Raw genomic sequence first — 18128 nt, 5'->3', positions numbered from 1 at the left:
TTTCTTGCCAGGGTAAATTTTGCCGCTGAATGGGGTCTTTAGGAAAGGAAACCAGATTGAACATTACGCCTAGTCTTGATGAAATTAAAAAGATTGCTGCAGAGGGAAAATATGATATCGCGCCGGTCATGGGAGAAATGCTCTCGGATATGGCGACGCCGGTTCAGGTCATGCGGAAAATGCTGAATATTTCCGAACACTGCTACATGCTGGAGAGCGCAGAGGACAACAAACAGTGGGGCCGCTACTCCTTCCTCGGATGTGAGCCGAAAAGCGCGATCAGCGCAGTGAACGGTGTGCTGAAAATCGACGACCTGACCATTGAGAACGCGGATCCGAGAAAATACATCCGCCAGATTATGGAGAAGAACCGCTCACCGAAGATTCCGGAAATGCCGCCCTTCACCGGAGGACTTGTCGGATATTTCTCTTACGATTATCTGAAGTATTCTGAGCCGACTCTCCGCCTGGACGCGGAAGACACGGAGGGTTTTCAGGATGTGGACCTGATGCTGTTCGATAAGGTCATCTGCTTCGACAACTACCGGCAGAAGATCCTGCTGATCGCCAACATGCCGCTGAATGGCGACCTGGATGCCGCCTATAACAAGGCGCAGCTGGAAATCCAGCATCTGAAGGACCTGATCCTGAACGGCACTCCGAAGAAAGACATTCCGGGCCACATGACTTCTGAAATCAAACCGTATTTCTCGAAAGACCAGTACTGCGGCATGGTCCAGAAAGCCAAGCACTACATCAAGGAAGGCGATATTTTCCAGATCGTCCTGTCCAACAGACTGGAAGCGGATTTTGAGGGCTCCCTCTTCAACACCTACCGGGTTCTGAGGACGCTGAACCCTTCCCCATACATGCTGTACTTCTCCGGTTCCGACATGGAGGTCGCCGGAGCATCCCCGGAGACCCTGGTCAAGCTGCAGGACGGAACCCTGCACACCTTCCCACTTGCGGGAACCCGGCCGAGAGGAAAGACAAAGGAAGAAGATGACCGGCTGGAAAAGGAACTTTTGGAAGACCCGAAGGAACTGGCCGAGCACAACATGCTGGTCGACCTGGGCAGAAACGACATCGGAAAACTCAGCAAATTCGGCACAGTGGAAGTCGAGAAATACCATGTGATCGAGAAATATTCCCACGTCATGCACATCGGTTCAACCGTAAAAGGCGAAATCAGAGACGACATGGACGCGCTGGACGCAGTAGACTCGGTTCTGCCTGCCGGTACACTTTCCGGAGCACCGAAGCTCAGAGCCTGCCAGCTGATCAACGATCTGGAAAACAATAAACGCGGAATTTACGGCGGAGCGATCGGATACATTGATTTCACCGGAAATCTGGACTGCTGCATCGCCATCCGCATTGCCTATAAGAAGAATAATAAAGTGTTTATCCGGAGCGGAGCCGGAATCGTTTACGCTTCCGTACCGGAAAATGAGTATCAGGAATGCCTGAACAAGGCCGCCGCCGTTGTAAGTGCGCTGAAGACAGCAGAAGAGGAGGACTAACAGATGATTTTACTGATTGACAACTATGACAGTTTCTCCTATAACCTGTATCAGCTTATCGGATCCATCAACCCGGATATCAAGGTCATCCGGAACGACGCCATGACCGTGGAAGAAATCGACAGGCTCAATCCTGAGGCCATCGTAATCTCCCCGGGACCGGGCCGGCCGGAAGACGCAGGCGTCTGCATCGACGTCATTAAGAAGCTCGGCTCCCGCATCCCGATCCTTGGCGTCTGCCTGGGCCATCAGGCCATCGCCATGGCCTTCGGCGGAAAAGTCAGCTACGCGAAAACCCTGATGCATGGAAAACAGTCCATCGCCCGGCTGGACACGTCCACCACCCTGTTTAAGGGCCTTCCGGACAAAACCGAAGTCGCAAGATACCACTCGCTTTCCGCTGATCCGGACACTCTGCCGGACTGCCTTCAGATTACGGCAGAAGCGGACGACGATGAAATCATGGCTGTTCAGCATAAGGAATACCCGATTTTCGGCATGCAGTTCCATCCAGAATCCATCATGACCCCGGAAGGAAAGCCGATGCTGGAAAACTTCCTGTCTGCTGCAGCAGAGTATAAACAGACAAGATAGAATATAGAAATACATATAAGTTTTGAGAGACAAAGGAGAAAGAAATGATCGCAGAAGCAATTAAGAAAATTGTCGGTAAAGGTGATCTTAGCTATGACGAAGCCTATGCAGTAATGAATGAAATCATGAGCGGAGAAACGAGTCAGGTGCAGAATGCCGCATATCTGGCGGCCCTCTCCACCAAGAGCACCCGCGCAGAAACTATCGATGAAATCACTGCATCCGCAGCAGCCATGCGCGAACACGCCCTTCCGGTTTCCCACAGCCAGAAAGTCATGGAAATCGTAGGAACCGGCGGAGACCACGCAGGAAGCATCAACGTATCCACGACTTCCGCATTCGTAGTCGCCTCTGCAGGCGTTCCGGTTGCCAAGCACGGAAATCGCGCGGCTTCCTCCCTCTGTGGCGCAGCAGACTGCCTGGAAGCCCTCGGCATCAACATTCAGCTTGAACCTGAGAAATGCACCGAACTTCTGGACAAGATCGGCATCTGCTTCATGTTTGCACAGAAATATCACGCATCCATGAAGTACGTCGGCTCCATCCGAAAAGAACTGGGAATCCGCACCGTCTTCAACATCCTCGGACCCCTGACCAACCCGGCCAAGCCGGAAATGATGATGCTGGGCGTCTACGATTCCTACCTCATCGAGCCTCTGTCCAAGGTTCTGACCAAACTGGGCGTCAAGCGCGGCATGATCTTCCACGGCGAAGACGGACTGGATGAAATTTCCGCTTCCGCACCGACCAGCTTCAGCGAATTCCGCGATGGATGGTACAGAAACGGCACACTCAAGCCGGAAGACTTCGGCATGGAGCGCTGCAATAAATCCGACATCGTCGGCGGCACCCCGCAGGAAAACGCAGAAATCACACGCGACATCCTGAAAGGTGTCAAGGGACCGAAATACAACATCGTCATGCTGAATGCCGGAGCATCCCTCTACACCGCGGGCAAAGCCGACACGATCAAGGAAGGAATCGAACTGGCCGAAGCACAGGTTGCAAGCGGCGCAGCATACAAGAAACTGGAAGAATTCATTGCTGAATCGAATAAATAGAGAGCGGTAAAATGAGCAATATCCTTGAAACAATTGCAGAATCCACGAGAAAACGAGTCGCAGACGCGAAAAAGCGCGTGTCGGCAGAAGAAATGAAACGGCGCGCACAGGCCCTGGACCCGGACACCGGCTTTCCCTTTGAAAAAGCCCTTGCCGCCGATGATATTTCCTTCATCTGTGAATGCAAGAAAGCATCCCCTTCAAAGGGCCTGATTGCAGCGGACTTCCCATACCTGCAGATCGCTAAGGATTACGAGCGCGCCGGCGCCTCCGCAATCTCCGTGCTGACCGAACCGGAATGGTTCATGGGAAGCACGCAGATTCTTCAGGAAATCACCAGTGCCGTCCACATCCCAGTCATCCGGAAAGACTTCACGGTCGATGAATACATGATCTACGAGGCAAAAGTTCTGGGTGCATCTGCTGTTCTTCTGATCTGTGCCCTTCTGGATGAAGATACACTCCGGCGCTGCCGGGAAATCGCCGACTCCCTCGGCCTCTCTTCCCTGGTGGAGGCCCACGACGATCAGGAAATCCAGATGGCCATCCGCGCAGGAGCACGCATTATCGGCGTGAACAACCGCAACCTGAAAGACTTCTCCGTCGATGTGAGAAACGCCAGAAATCACCGGGCGCAGGTCCCTGGCGATATCCTTTTTGTCAGCGAAAGCGGCATCAAAACCCCGCAGGACATCGATATCTTAAGAGATGCAGATGTCGATGCCGTCCTGATCGGAGAGACTCTGATGCGGGCAAAAGACAAGCCGGCCATGCTGGACTATCTCAAGGGGAAAACGCGCCTGAAAATCTGCGGAATGCGGCGGCCGCAGGACATCGAATACGCCAATCAGACGCGGCCGGATTATATCGGATTCATCTTCGATCCGTCCCGGAAACGCTGCGTCGCGCCGGAAGACGCAGCATCGCTGAAAGGCATGCTTGACCCGGAAATCCAGGCTGTCGGCGTCTTCGTCAACGCAGAAATCGATGATATCGTGAACATCGCAAAGGCCGGCAGCATCGACCTGATTCAGCTGCACGGGCAGGAAGGGCCGGAATACATCGAAAAACTGAAGGACGCGCTGAAAAACGCCGGGGCCGGAGACCTTCCGATCATCAAAGCCTTCAAAATCACTTCGGAAGCAGATCTGAAGGCTGCTGAAGAATCCCCCGCTGACCTGATCCTGCTGGACAACGGTGCGGGAACCGGCCAGCCCTTCGACTGGACCCTGCTTTCCGGTTTCAAGGGATTCCGCCGCCCCTTCATTCTGGCAGGCGGCCTGGGACCGGACAACGCAGCCGCAGCAATCCGGAAATTCCATCCCTTTGCCATCGATGCGAGCTCCAGCCTGGAGACTGACGGCGTAAAAGATATAGAAAAAATGCAGGCACTGTGTGAAGCGGTAAAAAACTGCTGACTGCATCATGCATACAGGAGGAAAAAATGACTGAAACGAAATCAAGATCAAGAGGAAGATTTGGCCAGCACGGCGGCCAGTACATTCCGGAAACACTGATGAACGCCGTGATCGAACTGGAAGAAGCCTATAATAAATATAAGGACGATCCTGAATTCAACCGCGAGCTTACGGCCCTGCTGAACGACTACGCGGGACGTCCCAGCCGGCTTTATTTTGCCAAAAAGATGACGGAAGACCTGGGCGGCGCGAAAATCTATCTGAAGCGTGAAGATCTGAACCACACGGGCGCACATAAGATCAACAACGTCCTGGGCCAGGCCCTTCTGGCAAAGAAAATGGGCAAGACCCGCCTGATCGCGGAAACCGGCGCAGGCCAGCACGGTGTAGCAACGGCAACCGCAGCCGCTCTGATGGGCATGGAATGCGTAGTCTTCATGGGCATCGAGGACACAAAGCGCCAGGCCCTGAACGTATATAAGATGAAACTGCTGGGCGCTGACGTCGTACCGGTTACAACCGGAACAGGAACACTGAAAGACGCGGTTTCCGAGGCTATGCGCGAGTGGACCAGCCGCATCGACGATACCCACTACTGCCTCGGTTCTGTCATGGGCCCGCATCCATTCCCGACCATCGTCCGCGACTTCCAGGCCGTCATTTCCAAGGAAATTAAGGAGCAGATTCTGGAAAAGGAAGGCCGTCTTCCGGATGCCGTCATCGCCTGCGTAGGCGGCGGATCCAACGCAATCGGCAGCTTCTACAACTTCATTGATGATAAGGATGTTCAGCTGATCGGCTGCGAAGCAGCAGGCCGCGGTGTCGACACATTCGAGACTGCCGCAACGATCGCAACCGGACGCGAAGGAATTTTCCACGGCATGAAATCCTATTTCTGCCAGGATAAATACGGCCAGATCGCGCCGGTTTACTCCATTTCCGCCGGCCTCGACTACCCGGGCATCGGACCGGAGCACGCCTACCTGCACGACATCGGCCGCGCCAAGTACGTACCAATCACCGACGACGAAGCCGTCAACGCATTCGAATATCTGTCCCGCACGGAGGGCATCATTCCGGCCATCGAGTCCTCACACGCACTGGCCTACGCCATGAAGATCGCGCCAGAGATGGATAAAGACAAGATTATCGTAGTCACCATTTCCGGCAGAGGAGACAAGGACTGCGCAGCAATCGCACGCTACAGAGGGGAGAATATCGATGAGTAAGATTAAAGAAGCATTCCAGAACGGAAAGGCATTTATTCCATTTATTACCTGCGGTGACCCGGATCTGGAGACGACAAAAGCAATTGTCAAGGAGATGGCAGCGCGCGGCGCAGACCTGATCGAACTCGGAATCCCGTTTTCCGATCCGACCGCAGAAGGCCCGGTCATCCAGGAAGCCAACATCCGCGCGCTTTCCGGCGGTGTGACAACGGATAAGATTTTCCAGATGGTCAAAGAACTCCGGGAAGAAGTCACTCTTCCGATGGTCTTCATGACCTATGCCAACGTTGTATACTCCTACGGCACGGAGAAATTCATCTCCCTCGCCGCAGAAGCCGGAATCGACGGCCTGATTCTACCGGATGTCCCGTACGAAGAACGCCCGGACTTCGCGCCGACCTGCGAAAAATACGGCCTTGACCTGATTTCCATGATCGCGCCGACCTCCGAAGACCGTATTTCTATGATCGCGAAGGAAGCGACTGGATTCATCTACGTCGTCTCCTCCCTCGGCGTCACCGGAACCCGCAGCAAAATCACAACCGACATCGGCCATATCGTGAAGATCATCCGCGATAACACGGATATTCCTTGCGCCGTCGGCTTTGGCATCTCCACACCGGAACAGGCCGCCAAGATGACACAGTTCGCGGACGGCGCCATCGTCGGCTCCGCCATCGTCAAGCAGGTTGCCGCCAAAGGCCGCGACGCCGTCTCCGGCATCGGCGACTATGTACAGAGTATGAAGGATGCGATTCGAGGATAAACGCAGATCCGCTGGCTTCGCTGCATGCTTCGTTGCAGGCTTCGCTGCATGCTTCGTTACTGGCCTCGCAAACCCAGCAGAACACGGAGCCTCACCTGACATCGCAAGCTAGCAGATCCCACAGACCTCGCAGATTATAGAAGGAACAGTGGTGCGATGCACTGCGTTAAAGTAATAAAACAGCAAGGTCAGTTCCACGCTGGCGAACGCGCGCCGCGTTAAAGCGCTAAAGCAGCAAGGTCAGCTCCACGCTGGCGAACGCGCACCGCGTTAAAGCGATAAAGCAGCAAGGTCAGCCCCACGCTGGCGAACACGCACCGCGTTAAAGTGCTAAAGCAGCAAGGTCAGCCCCACGCTGACGAACACGCACCGCGTTAAAGCGCTAATACACAAAATTGAAATAATCCAGGAAGTTCTGCCCATAATCGGCATGCTTCCTGGTTTTTCATTTTTTCAACATTCTGCCCCTGCCGGAATCGTCCCTCTGCCTAATGGAATCAAACCCTGATATTATTGCATATTCATGTCCTTCACAGCTTCTTCCTGATGTTTTTCTTGTATAAAATATTTCCTGATAGTTTCACCTATTTCCGCCGAATTAATGCCGCTTTCCGTGTCATCATATGTTACGATCAGATTTTGCCCGAGAATGATTCCCTCGTCCTGATAATGCTGTAATTTCCAAAGCGCGTTTTTCATATACTTCGAGTCATCAAGCAGTCCCATGTGCTCCCAGACAAACAATCTTTTCTTTTTCTCCGAAAGGACGAGAAAATCCGGGCTGACCGTGTAATTTCCAAGCTTCAGATCCGGCTCATAAACAAACGCCAGACCGTTCTGGATCAGCTGATTACAGATGATCACCTCCGACTTGGACCTTACCTTCAGATTATGATCAGCCTGATGCCTGAGATCCTGAGGGTATTTCGGGTTATTGATCCTGTGCACGGACAGATGCTCTTCTCTCCATTTATTAATATTCAGGCTTCCAGAAATCTGATAGCACTCTTCTGGCAGGGGAAAATAGGATTGTCCCCAGTTGGCTGAAATGGATTGCGGATTAAGCAATTTTATTACTTCCAACAAATTCTCAATTCGGGAAATGCTGCAATCTAAACGTTTAATATATTCATATAAATACCTATAATAGATGATATTTTCTATTGTTTTCGCGTTATTTTCATCTCTTTTTCCCATATACCAGCGTTTCTTCTTTCCCAGGCTGTTGTCTTCCCTTCTAATCATAGAGTAATACAACTCACCATTCTTTTTATAGCATGAGAGCCGGAAATATTTATACTCGTCAAGGCGGCGCATTTCCTTGATGCATTCTTTTCGTATTCTCTTTTCTCTCATTATTTCCTGGCTCAAATCTTCCGAGAAATCCGTCGTTTGCGAAATATTGAAATGATATAGCATCTCTGTATTTGAATCACGCATTTCGATATACCCTTTATCACTGAACTTGGCTTTCTTAATATGGATGATCTATTCCATATCTTAGATTTCCATATTTTTACATCTATGTCAAATATTCTATATGGAATCTCACAATTACACAATAGGAATTTTATTCCCTATGTCTGACATGTATACTTGGTAAAACGGCTGGATTTAAGCAATTATTACCAACGACATTATTTTTTGGGATAATACATTTCCAGATGCAGATCGTCCCAACTTTTTCTTCCATTCCAGAAATATATTCTCGTATATTTGTTCAATTTTTATATTTTATCATATTATAGCATGATTATTCATAGCAAAGGAACAACGCCATATGCACTCAATAATACTATATACTCATTCCTTTTCATTATCCGAACATTATTCGATTTATTTTGCAAAAACGTTCACATCAAAGCATTTTATGCAGACAATAAAATCCACTGCAATCCTAGGTTTTAGGTAACATTTCGACTTTTACGCCGTTTTTCCCAAAAAGAACATAGTGTTTTGGGAAATTCCTCAACTTCTTATCAAAAATACCAAAACAACTCATTTTGAGAACTGTGTTCGTGTCAAATTTCCATTTTCTTCCTGCATAATCAATGCATACTTCCCTGGGTGACCTTTTCCCATAGTCCGAACTCAGTACACAGTATACCCTCACTCCTCTTCCCGCGAACTGAACACTCACTCATCGTGGCCGCGACTTACTATATGACAAAAAAGCAGGGCCGCCTTCCCTCCAGCGCCTCAGCGGCGTAGGATGAATGGCGGCCCTGCTTTTTTTCAGGCACTGCGTTTTCGCGGCCCATTGATTAACCAATATTTTTCCTGACTGCAGCAAACTGCAGCCTTTATAATCAATTTCTACAGCGGCTGGCCTTTTTCCTGGACAACAGCTCCTGCACAGTTCCTACATGATCTGTCCGTTCTTGGCTGCGGCCTTTGCCTGCTTTGCAGATGCAGCTGCGCTGTAATCAGTTCTGTGCTGGTAAACCTTGGTAACGATGAAGCCAGCGATCAGGACGATGAACGTGATGATGGCCAGTGAGTTTCCGGCAAGGTTTCCATAGAAGCAGTATGCCATTACAGCAATGGCGATAATCGGGAAGATTACCTTCCATGTCCACTCACGCTTACCGTCGCGGAGTCTTGTGAAATAGATGACAGAACTCAGGCAGGTCAGGCCGTAAGTCAGAATCAGTCCCAGAATTCCAACGGTACCGAATACATCAGTTCCGGAAAGTGCTCCATGGGAGGCTGCATACATTGCAATCGGCGGAATCAGCGCGATCACGAAGATCGTGTGGTCGGATGTATACGGCGTGTTGTGTTTCTGGTGCACGCGGGCGAACACAGCCGGTGCCTTATGCTCTTTTGCGAGCTCATACAGCATACGTGTCGATGCTGTCATGGATCCAAGTGCCGTTGAGAACGCAGATACAACGATAGCAAGCGTTACCAGAATGGTAATAGCGTTGTTTGTGTACATACCAGAAAGTTCAACAACAGAAGATCCAGAGTTTGCGAACTTGGTCAGTCCAGCCTTTGTCAGACCGAATCCATTCATCTCAGCCCATGCCATAATGATGAAGATCGCTCCGGCAAAAATTACAGTACTGAGAATAGCAAGCGGAATATATTTCTTTGGATTCCTGGATTCCTCTCCGAGTGACGCAGCTCCTTCAAATCCGCCAAAGCAGAGGACGGCCGGCACGATGGCTCCGCCGATTCCTGCAGCAGTTACCGCACTTCCCTCCGGCATGAAGGCACCGTGCAGCTTGAACGGCATTGCGGAAATTCCGGTTTTTGCTGCGACTCTCGTCAGAATGAAAATGGCCACGACAACCAGAAGAATGGTTGACGCAAGCTCGACAAACAGCATGATTCTGGTGGAAAGCTGAATGTCATAATAGGTAATCAGCCAGATGGCGACAATTCCCAGTACCGCGAGGTAAATCCACGGAACGGAGACGCCGGATACTTCCTTGATAAAGGCTGAAAACAGATATCCGAATGCAGAGGAGCATCCGCTGGTGAATGTGAAGTATGCCAGCAGCAGGCCCCAGCCGGTAACCGTTGAAACGTTATCCCCCAATCCGGCTTTTACATATGTATATGCCGAACCAGCCGATGCTACGCGCTGACCGAATTTCACAAAGCTGAATGCTACGCAGAGCAGCATTAATACAGAAATAATAAATACAAATCCGATGGCCGAACCTGCGGAACTGACCATCATGCCCAGATTCATTGAACTCGCAAACGTCGGCGCGATAATCGCTACAGACAATGCAACGACCTCAAAGAATCCGAGCTAGTCTTTTTTCAAAGACGTACGCTCTTCTTTTTTACTCATAATCCCCAACTCCCTTTCTCAGATGCGGATTATCTGCCAGGCAGTTAATCCCTCTCTGTGCAGCGGTTTCATTACCCCTTTCACTCCTGACTCTGCAGATATTATCAAGTCGGTCAGGATGAACGATAAACCCATTTAATGAAACACGCTATGAAACTTTGTCGTGTTGAATGCATTCATGCACTCCGAGGCAGAATTTCATTTTTCCCTACGATGTAAATGGGTTGTATGTATAATACATCAACGCGCTATTGATTGTCAAGGATTTTTTATAAATATTTCACAATAAATTCTAATTAAAATTGTGGTGTTGCCACAATAATCGTTACACGCGCTTCTTGTGAAGCCGCCACAAGCAATTACTGTATACTGTATGCAAATTTTGTGTCCGAAAAATAAGAAGCCGATTCCCGGCCGATTCATTGACATGGGACATTCAGATCATCGTGTGCACAGTATACATAAGTTGTTCTGCTTTTTTTCTTGAACATCAACGATGATCATTCCAGGATGGCAGAGCTCCGCTATCCTTTCTTCTTCATTCTTCGCAGCATTCACGACAGTCAGAAAGTTTCCCTTTCCCGTTACTTCATCTTCCGCAGCATCTTTTTCCGGGCGATTGAAATTCCTATGCGGTAAGGAAGCGGCCGCAGGGCGCGGTCCGCTTCCTTTAATTTTTTGCGGATCGGCAGGCTCTGCGGGCAGCGCGTCTCACATTTCCCGCACTGGACGCACTGGCTGGCAAAAGCGGGATCCATCCGCAGGCCCACGGTCTGGGCGTATTCCTTCCGGCCGGCGCCTTTGTTTTCTGTATACATGCGGTTGTAGCAGCGGAAGGCGGCCGGAATGTCCACGCCGCGCGGGCATGGCATGCAGTAGCCGCAGCCCGTGCAGCCAACTTTTTCCGTCGCAGCGATGATTTCCTTTATTTCACCGACAACCCGGAAATCTTCATCCCTGAATCCACCGACCTGGGCCTCCGAAGCGATCCGGCAGTTTTCCCGCACCATGTCAAGAGAATTCATACCTGACAGAACACACATGATTTCCGGCTGATTCCAGAGCCAGCGCAGCCCATACTCCGCTGCCGAGTATCCCGACGGCTGCGCGGCGATCAGTGATTTTGCCTTATCCGGCAGGAGATTCACCAGTTTTCCGCCGCGCAGGGGCTCCATGATCACAACTGGAATCCCCTTTCTGCCGGCGGCTTTCAGCCCGTCCACACCGGCCTGCGCATACTCGTCCACATAGTTATACTGAATCTGACACATATCCCAGTCATAGACATCCAGGATCTTCAGAAAGTCCGCCGTATTTCCATGGTAAGAGAAGCCAATATTTCTGATCCTGCCAGACTGCTTTTTGTCCCGGATCCAGTCCTCAATGCCAAGGGCGCAGAGCTTCTCCCACTGCACGATTCCGGTCATGTGGTGCAGCAGATAATAGTCCACATAATCCGTCTGCAGGCGGCTGAGTTCCTCATCGAAATACTTATCCATGCCGTCCGGCGTCGTCACCATGTACTGGGGAAGCTTGGCCGCAATCTTCACCTTTTCGCGGATGCCGTTGCGCTGGAAAATCTTCCCGATCGCCGTTTCGCTCCCCGGGTAAACGTAGGCAGTGTCATAATAATTGACGCCCAGCCTGTAGGCCTCCATCAGCTCCTTTTCCGCCTTTTCCAAGTCGATATTTCCCGCCGTCCGCGTAAATCTCATGCACCCGTAGCCGAGCGCAGAAACCGCTTCCCCGTGTTTGTCCTTCCGATACTGCATAATCAGCTCCTCCATTACACCTGTGTTTTCTACAGTATATCCGGATTTCACGTCTCTCGTCAATTTTCAGTTTCCGGTCGTTGGTGTCAAGAGGCAGTGGTTTTTTTGTTGACAGATCTCCAAGCTTTTTACTGTGAGCCGTATGCAGCCTGATGCAACGTGATCTGATATCCGCACGGAGTTCTTTTCCATCTGCGATAACACCGACAGCGCGTCCGTCTTCAATCAGGATTTTTGAGACTTCGCAGTTATACCAGATGTCCCTGTCATGCTTCAGAATACTGTCCGCTAGTCCCAGAGAAAGTGCATGGGATTTCATCTCCGACATGCCCGGTTTCAGATAACAGTATTTATAGATCATCTGGCAGGTAGTCAGAAAGTCCATTTCATCGGCATCCGCGCCCAGATAGCACCAGTAGGTCTCCAATGTTCTGTGCCTTCTCCGGCATCCCGGGACCTGACGTTCCATTTCATCATTTACACAACAAGGAAAAAACTGTCCGGCCGCCTGCCGGCATATTTTCTCATAGCAGGCAGTCAGTAATCACAAGGGTTATGGGGCATACAGTATACATATATTTATCTGCTGCAGACCCGCGGCAACGGAATACCGTCACCGGCACTCGCCGGAATTGCTGACAATATTCATTCTTTTCGCGCAAACACTGGAATGCTTCTGGAAAACGTTGTAAGATATGAATACGATAAGAAGAAGACAAAGGAGATGAGAACATGGCAAAACAGCAGAATTTAAACGCGCATCAGGCTCTTCTCCGTCTGGAGGAAGGCAACCGCGCATATATGGAAGCCTCGGCTTCAACAGGTAATATTTCCCCCGCGATCAGAAAGGAAACAGCAGAAAACGGCCAGTCGCCGTACGCGATCATCGTCACCTGCTCCGATTCCCGTGTGATTCCGGAAAGCATTTTCAATGCCGGTATCGGTGACCTGTTCGTCATCCGCGTTGCGGGAAATGTCATCGATAAACATCAGCTGGCAAGCATCGAGTACGCGCAGAAACATCTGGGTACCCGGCTGATTGTCGTTATGGGCCACACCCACTGTGGCGCGGTGGAGGCCGCCATGCATCCGGATGAAGACTGTAAATTCATCCAGTCAATTCTGGAGGAAATCCGCAGCGCAATCGGCGATGAATCGGATGAACGCACCGCTTCCGTGCTGAATGTCCGCCACAGCATCCACCGGATCGAAAACAGTTTTGAGATCCTTGCAAGCGAGGAAGAAAACGGCCTGGACGTCATCGGCGCGATTTATGACACGGAAACCGGAAAGGTTGATTTTCTGGATTAGCGGGAATCCTGCCGGCCAGCTGACCTGTAACTGCTGGTTTTCCGTCATCTGGCCGGGGCAGAATTGGGTTTTGTTCACCTTACAGGTTTATCTGTTGCCTGACCGCTTACAGATGATCCTGAACGCAAAACAGGCGCTGCCTGTGGCACGGAATCAATCCGTCCTGTAGACAGCGCCTGTTAATTAATATCGATTCATCTTTTGATCTGCATGATCGTCATCAGATCCCTGCCGTTCCGGCGGCAGGAAAATGCTGCCGTCTTTCTGGCACATTCAGCGGCCTTACTTTCCGGAAGGCCTCGCAGATCCAGCTGATTTTCCTTTTTCCGCAGTTTTTCCGGAATCCGGCTCGCGGTAAGAAGCCGCGGCTTTCGGGATATCGCCGACGCCCTCCAGCACCATAGATGGACGGAAGGCAAAGGACTCCATCATATCCCGGTCGAAAACGCCGGACATGACGAGCACGGTGGACATGCCGCTCTCCAGTCCGGAAATCACGTCTGTATCCATGCGGTCGCCGATCATGACGGCTTCATTGGAATGGCATCCGAGCCTCTTCAGCCCCGTGCGCATCATCAGCGGATTCGGCTTGCCGCAGAAATAGGCTTTTGTGCCGGTTGTCATCTCTACAGGAGAAACCAGGGAGCCGCAGGCCGGCATGATGCCGTTTTCAATCGGTCCGGAAATATCGGAATTGGCGCCGATCAATTTGGCACCGTTCATGACGAGATTGCAGGCCTTGGTCAGTGTATCCAGAGAATAGTTCTTTCCTTCTCCGATGACGACATAATCCGGATCTACGTCATTCATGACAATCCCCGCATCATACAGGGCGTTCAGCAATCCTGCCTCGCCGATGACGTAGGCAGAGCAGCCCGGCGCCTGATCCGCGAGGAATGATGCGGTGGCCAGAGCGCTCGTATAGAAATGCTCTTCCGGAACGTCCAGTCCCATCCGTTTCAGCTTCTGTCTCAGTTCACGCGGCGTATATCCGCTGTTGTTGGTCAGGAAAAGATAGGACTTCTTCTCGTCCTGAAGCCATTTTATAAACTCCTTCACCCCCGGCAGAATGATATTCCCGTGGTAGATCACTCCGTCCATATCGCAGATGAAGCCTTTTTTCTCATTAAAATTAATTGCTGCCATAATCATCACATCCTTACTTCTAATATGCAGAGCACACTCCTCCGTGCCCTTTCTTTATTTTTATTGTAAACTACAAGTTCACTATATCATGTTCAGGATGCTGATTCCACAGTCTTTTCTGTTTATTAGCATAGTTTTAAATGCCGTTTACGCGCCCATAACATTTCTTCATAAGAATTTTGAAAAAAGGCATCTATTCGTGCCGGATTTTTTTATAATCCAGCATTTCCAGCGGAAGTTTTCCCGTCTGTTTCTGAAACAGGGCTTTCTCCTGGCGCTGTATTTTTTGTCTGAGGGAACGCGCACGGAAAATTTCCAGCAAGGCGACCAAAAGTACACCGGCAAGGAATAAAAGCGGCCTGCCGTTGGACAAGCTCAGCATACTGCCGCCGTAAGAGGGGACGGTCAGCGGTCCGAGGATAATCGCATAAATGGAGCCGATCACCATGCCGGCGACGTTGAATTTCATTGCGGTTCCGTGGGCCGCAAGAAGCCGTTTCAGCAGACGGATGAAGCCGGTAATTCCGATCCAGACACCCAGAATGAAAATCAGAAGTGCCGGAAGATAACGGAAATCCATGTGCATAGTGTTTTTCACCGCATCGATAACCGGTACATATAGACCGAAGATCAGCAGAATCGTTGATCCGGAAATGCCCGGCAGGATCATTGCGGAAATCGCCAGAGCCCCGATCAGAAACAGAAGAACCCCAGTCAGTGCATCCAAATGAAGCAGCTGGAAGCTGAAATGACTGATCACGCCGAGCTGAGCGGCCGCGCAGACCGATGCGGCGCCGAGAATCAGACAGCCTGCCCGCTTCAGCGTCCAGCCGCAGCGGACCTCCGGATCCATCATCAGAAATACTGCTGCAGCAATCGTAAATCCCAGAAATAAAGAACTTGCTCCGTAAATATCCCTTTTAAAAAACGCCGAAAGTACAGAAACGCAAAGGCCGAACCCGATGACCCAGCCGAATCCCAGCGTCAGCAGAAAGGGTACATTCTTGTGTATTTTCTTTTTGTTCCAGCTTGTGATGCCCTCTACCGCATCTACAAGCCGCTGATAAAAGCCCATTAAGTAGGCAATGCTTCCGCCCGATACGCCCGGCACGGAATCCGCGGCTGCCATACACATGCCGCAGACCATGTTTTTCACAGATTTCTTAAACATCTCCGCTATCCTCCTTGATAAAAAGGATAGCAGAGAAGAATCAACCCCATATTACATGGGAATAAACATTCTTTAAATCAGCCGCTATTTACTGAAGCGGTAGCCGGCGCCCCAGACGGTCTGAATATGGCGCGGATGGGCAGGATCGTCTTCGATCTTGGTGCGCAGACGGTTGATATGCACGGCAACGGTCGCATTGTCGCCCATGGCGTCCATGCCCCAGACGTTTTCGTAGAGGGTCTCTTTATCAAACACCTGATCCATGTGATAAACCATAAACAGGAGCAGCTCGTATTCCTTATTCTTCAGTCGGATTTCCTTTCCTTTAACCGTAACCCGGTGGGACGATGTATCGATGCTGATGTCTCCGACATCGATTCTGGACTGGTGCCCATCCTTTCCCGTCAGCCGTTCGTACTGCTTCAGATTGGCCTTGACCCGCGCCACCAGGACACTCGGAGAAAATGGCTTTTCGATATAATCGTCGGCGCCCAGCCCCAGGCCTCTGATCTTATCCACATCTTCCTGGCGCGCCGTAACCATGAGGATCGGAATGTCGAGGCTTTCCCTGCATTTCTGACAAAGGGTGAAGCCGTCCATCCCCGGCAGCATCAAGTCGAGAAGGATGAGATCATATTCCCCGCTCATGCTCATTTCATAACCCTTATCTCCGTCCTCTGCAATATCCACTTCAAAACCGTTTACCGCAAGGTAGTCACGCTCAATTTCCGCGATTGCCTGATCGTCTTCCACGATTAAAATCTTACTCATCTTCTGCTCCTTCCGGGATTTCTATGATGATGCGCAGTCCGTGAGGATTCACGTTTTCCGCCCGCAGCTGCCCCTTCATCGAGGACACTGCTTTCTCTACAATGGCAAGTCCCAGGCCGCTTCCCTTGTCTGGGTTCTTTCTGGCCTGATCGCTCCGGTAAAACGAGCTGAAGATCTTCTGCAGTTCATCTTCCCGCACGCCCGGTCCGTCATCTTCCATGGTGAGCTGCGCCCAGTAAGGGTGAGTCTCACTGTCCTTCCTGATTTCCTTCAGGCTGATCTTCAGATTTCCACAGTCCCCTTCTTTATATTTCAAGCTGTTTCCGGCGATATTGCTGAGGATCCGCTGAATCAGCCCGGAATCACCGAGAACCAGAAGCGGCCCCGGCGGAAGGTCGGTATGAATCGACAGCCCTTCTTTTTCATATCGATCCTTATCCTTTTCCAGCATATCATGAATTTCCTGATTCAGATCGAGTTCCCGCATCACCGGCTTATATTGATCCAGATCCATCTTTGAGAACATGAAGATCTGTGAGATCATGCCCTGAATGGCCAGCGCCTTGTCGTGAATGGTCCGGAGATATTTATTTCTCATCTCCTCCGTCTGGGCAATGCCGTCCATCAGCCCTTCCACATAGGCCAGAATGGATGTCAGCGGAGAACGGATATCGTGAGAGAGGTCAGCAAGCAGAACCTTCCGGCTTTCCTCATGCTTCTGCACCTCTTCAATGGACATCTGCAGGTGGTCCGCCATTTTATTAAAGTCCTGGCAGACCGGCAGAAATTCATCCTTCCGGTCGTAGTGAATCCGATAATCCAGATTTCCCTGCCCGATGGCGTGAACTCCGTCAGCCAGCGTGTCCAGCGGATCCTCAATCCTGCGGAATACAAAACGGATCAGAAAGCGGTCTGTAAAGAAAATCGCAAGGACAATGACTACAGCCAGAATAACCGCAGAAGTGATAATGGCCTTCTTCAGGGTACTGTAAGTCAGATGACTGACCTTGCTGAATATATAAATGGAGTAGTAGTTGTCCCCAATATGGCGTTTAAGCGCATAAACGCCCCGCTTATTATCCGTGGCCATTGCCGTATTTCCAAGCTTATCCACCGTCCTCACCAGCTTCGCATCACTCGACGATTTCTTTCCGTATTGATAAAACGGCTTTCCGTTGCAGAACACTACTAGCGACATATTCTGCTCATCAATCATACTGGTTAATTTATTCAGCCGGCTGGCGCGGTTGTCCGGGCTGGTCTTCAGCGTCTGAATGACCGATGCCGCCAGGCCGCTTCCCGCCTGATAGAAATCTTCATTATCATCGAAACTCAGCCCCTGTCCGTGCGTAATCATGGAGAGAATCATCCCCAGGCAGGCCAGCGCGATAATCATCGTGATCACCACTGGCACCAGAATCATCAGCACATTCGACAGAGCAAGCCGTTTTTTTATCGTCATCCCATTTCCTCACTTGCCAGTCTGCATTTTGTCTGTATCTGATTCTCAGTATAGCATTTCTAAATGCATCGTTATTTAACAAAAGATAAACAGCAA

13 protein-coding genes and 1 pseudogene are annotated in these 18128 nt (G+C 50.6%); 7 read left to right on the top strand and 7 right to left on the bottom strand.

Annotation, left to right across the window (positions count from 1 at the left end):
• Window positions 1–56 precede the first annotated feature (56 nt).
• Genes trpE through trpA form a run of 6 tightly spaced genes read left to right on the top strand, consistent with a single transcriptional unit; the run spans window position 57 to window position 6591 of the window.
• Window positions 57–1523: an anthranilate synthase component I gene (gene trpE / locus ACI77B_RS04985; RefSeq protein ID WP_409337657.1), complete on the top strand. Its 1467-nt coding sequence runs from the start codon at window positions 57–59 to the stop codon at window positions 1521–1523.
• Window positions 1524–1526: 3 nt separating this feature from the next.
• A complete protein-coding gene (locus ACI77B_RS04980; RefSeq protein WP_409337656.1) occupies window positions 1527–2117 on the top strand; it encodes an anthranilate synthase component II in 591 nt (196 codons plus the stop codon).
• A gap of 44 nt (window positions 2118–2161) precedes the next feature.
• Window positions 2162–3178 (top strand): anthranilate phosphoribosyltransferase, encoded by a 1017-nt coding sequence (gene trpD / locus ACI77B_RS04975; RefSeq protein ID WP_409337655.1) that lies wholly within the window; start codon window positions 2162–2164, stop codon window positions 3176–3178.
• Between the two features lie 11 nt (window positions 3179–3189).
• Window positions 3190–4596, top strand: a complete 1407-nt coding sequence (gene trpCF, locus ACI77B_RS04970; protein WP_409337654.1) for a bifunctional indole-3-glycerol-phosphate synthase TrpC/phosphoribosylanthranilate isomerase TrpF — start codon at window positions 3190–3192, stop codon at window positions 4594–4596.
• A gap of 26 nt (window positions 4597–4622) precedes the next feature.
• Window positions 4623–5825, top strand: a complete 1203-nt coding sequence (gene trpB / locus ACI77B_RS04965) for a tryptophan synthase subunit beta (RefSeq protein WP_409337653.1) — start codon at window positions 4623–4625, stop codon at window positions 5823–5825.
• On the top strand, window positions 5818–6591 hold the full coding sequence (gene trpA / locus ACI77B_RS04960; RefSeq protein ID WP_409337652.1) for a tryptophan synthase subunit alpha: 774 nt from the start codon (window positions 5818–5820) through the stop codon (window positions 6589–6591). The genes trpB and trpA overlap by 8 nt, the downstream gene beginning before the upstream one ends.
• Before the next feature lie 510 nt (window positions 6592–7101).
• On the opposite strand, the gene ACI77B_RS04955 is transcribed toward trpA, so the two are convergent.
• From ACI77B_RS04955 to ACI77B_RS04945, 3 genes and pseudogenes are all read right to left on the bottom strand, one after another.
• On the bottom strand, window positions 7102–8031 hold the full coding sequence (locus tag ACI77B_RS04955) for a hypothetical protein (RefSeq protein WP_409337651.1): 930 nt from the start codon (window positions 8029–8031) through the stop codon (window positions 7102–7104).
• A 922-nt stretch (window positions 8032–8953) separates the two neighbouring features.
• Window positions 8954–10345 (bottom strand): annotated as a pseudogene (locus tag ACI77B_RS04950) (APC family permease); the annotation flags it as partial.
• A gap of 638 nt (window positions 10346–10983) precedes the next feature.
• The gene (locus ACI77B_RS04945; RefSeq protein WP_409337650.1) at window positions 10984–12171 is read right to left on the bottom strand and encodes an aldo/keto reductase; all 1188 of its coding nucleotides are present in this window, start codon (window positions 12169–12171) and stop codon (window positions 10984–10986) included.
• A gap of 732 nt (window positions 12172–12903) precedes the next feature.
• Here ACI77B_RS04945 and ACI77B_RS04940 point away from each other — a divergent pair.
• Window positions 12904–13482 carry a carbonic anhydrase gene (locus ACI77B_RS04940; RefSeq protein ID WP_409337649.1) on the top strand — a complete coding sequence of 193 codons (579 nt, stop codon included), beginning with the start codon at window positions 12904–12906 and terminating at the stop codon, window positions 13480–13482.
• Between the two features lie 282 nt (window positions 13483–13764).
• Here ACI77B_RS04940 and ACI77B_RS04935 read toward each other — a convergent pair whose 3' ends face one another.
• The 4 genes from ACI77B_RS04935 to ACI77B_RS04920 all read right to left on the bottom strand — a co-directional run bounded on the left by ACI77B_RS04935 (window position 13765) and on the right by ACI77B_RS04920 (window position 18032).
• Window positions 13765–14628, bottom strand: a complete 864-nt coding sequence (locus tag ACI77B_RS04935) for an HAD-IIA family hydrolase (protein ID WP_409337648.1) — start codon at window positions 14626–14628, stop codon at window positions 13765–13767.
• A 193-nt stretch (window positions 14629–14821) separates the two neighbouring features.
• Window positions 14822–15799 (bottom strand): DUF368 domain-containing protein, encoded by a 978-nt coding sequence (locus ACI77B_RS04930; protein ID WP_409337647.1) that lies wholly within the window; start codon window positions 15797–15799, stop codon window positions 14822–14824.
• Window positions 15800–15883: 84 nt separating this feature from the next.
• Complete coding sequence (locus tag ACI77B_RS04925) at window positions 15884–16570, bottom strand: response regulator (protein WP_409337646.1); 687 nt, start codon at window positions 16568–16570, stop codon at window positions 15884–15886.
• Window positions 16563–18032 carry an ATP-binding protein gene (locus ACI77B_RS04920; protein ID WP_409337645.1) on the bottom strand — a complete coding sequence of 490 codons (1470 nt, stop codon included), beginning with the start codon at window positions 18030–18032 and terminating at the stop codon, window positions 16563–16565. The genes ACI77B_RS04925 and ACI77B_RS04920 overlap by 8 nt, the downstream gene beginning before the upstream one ends.
• Window positions 18033–18128 lie beyond the last annotated feature (96 nt).

The sequence above is a fragment of the Eubacterium sp. F2 genome (genome assembly GCF_046244355.1).
Classification (GTDB): domain Bacteria; phylum Bacillota; class Clostridia; order Peptostreptococcales; family Anaerovoracaceae; genus Aminicella.
Note: the sequence above shows the minus strand (reverse complement) of the source record. Positions and strands in the feature narration are given on the sequence as shown.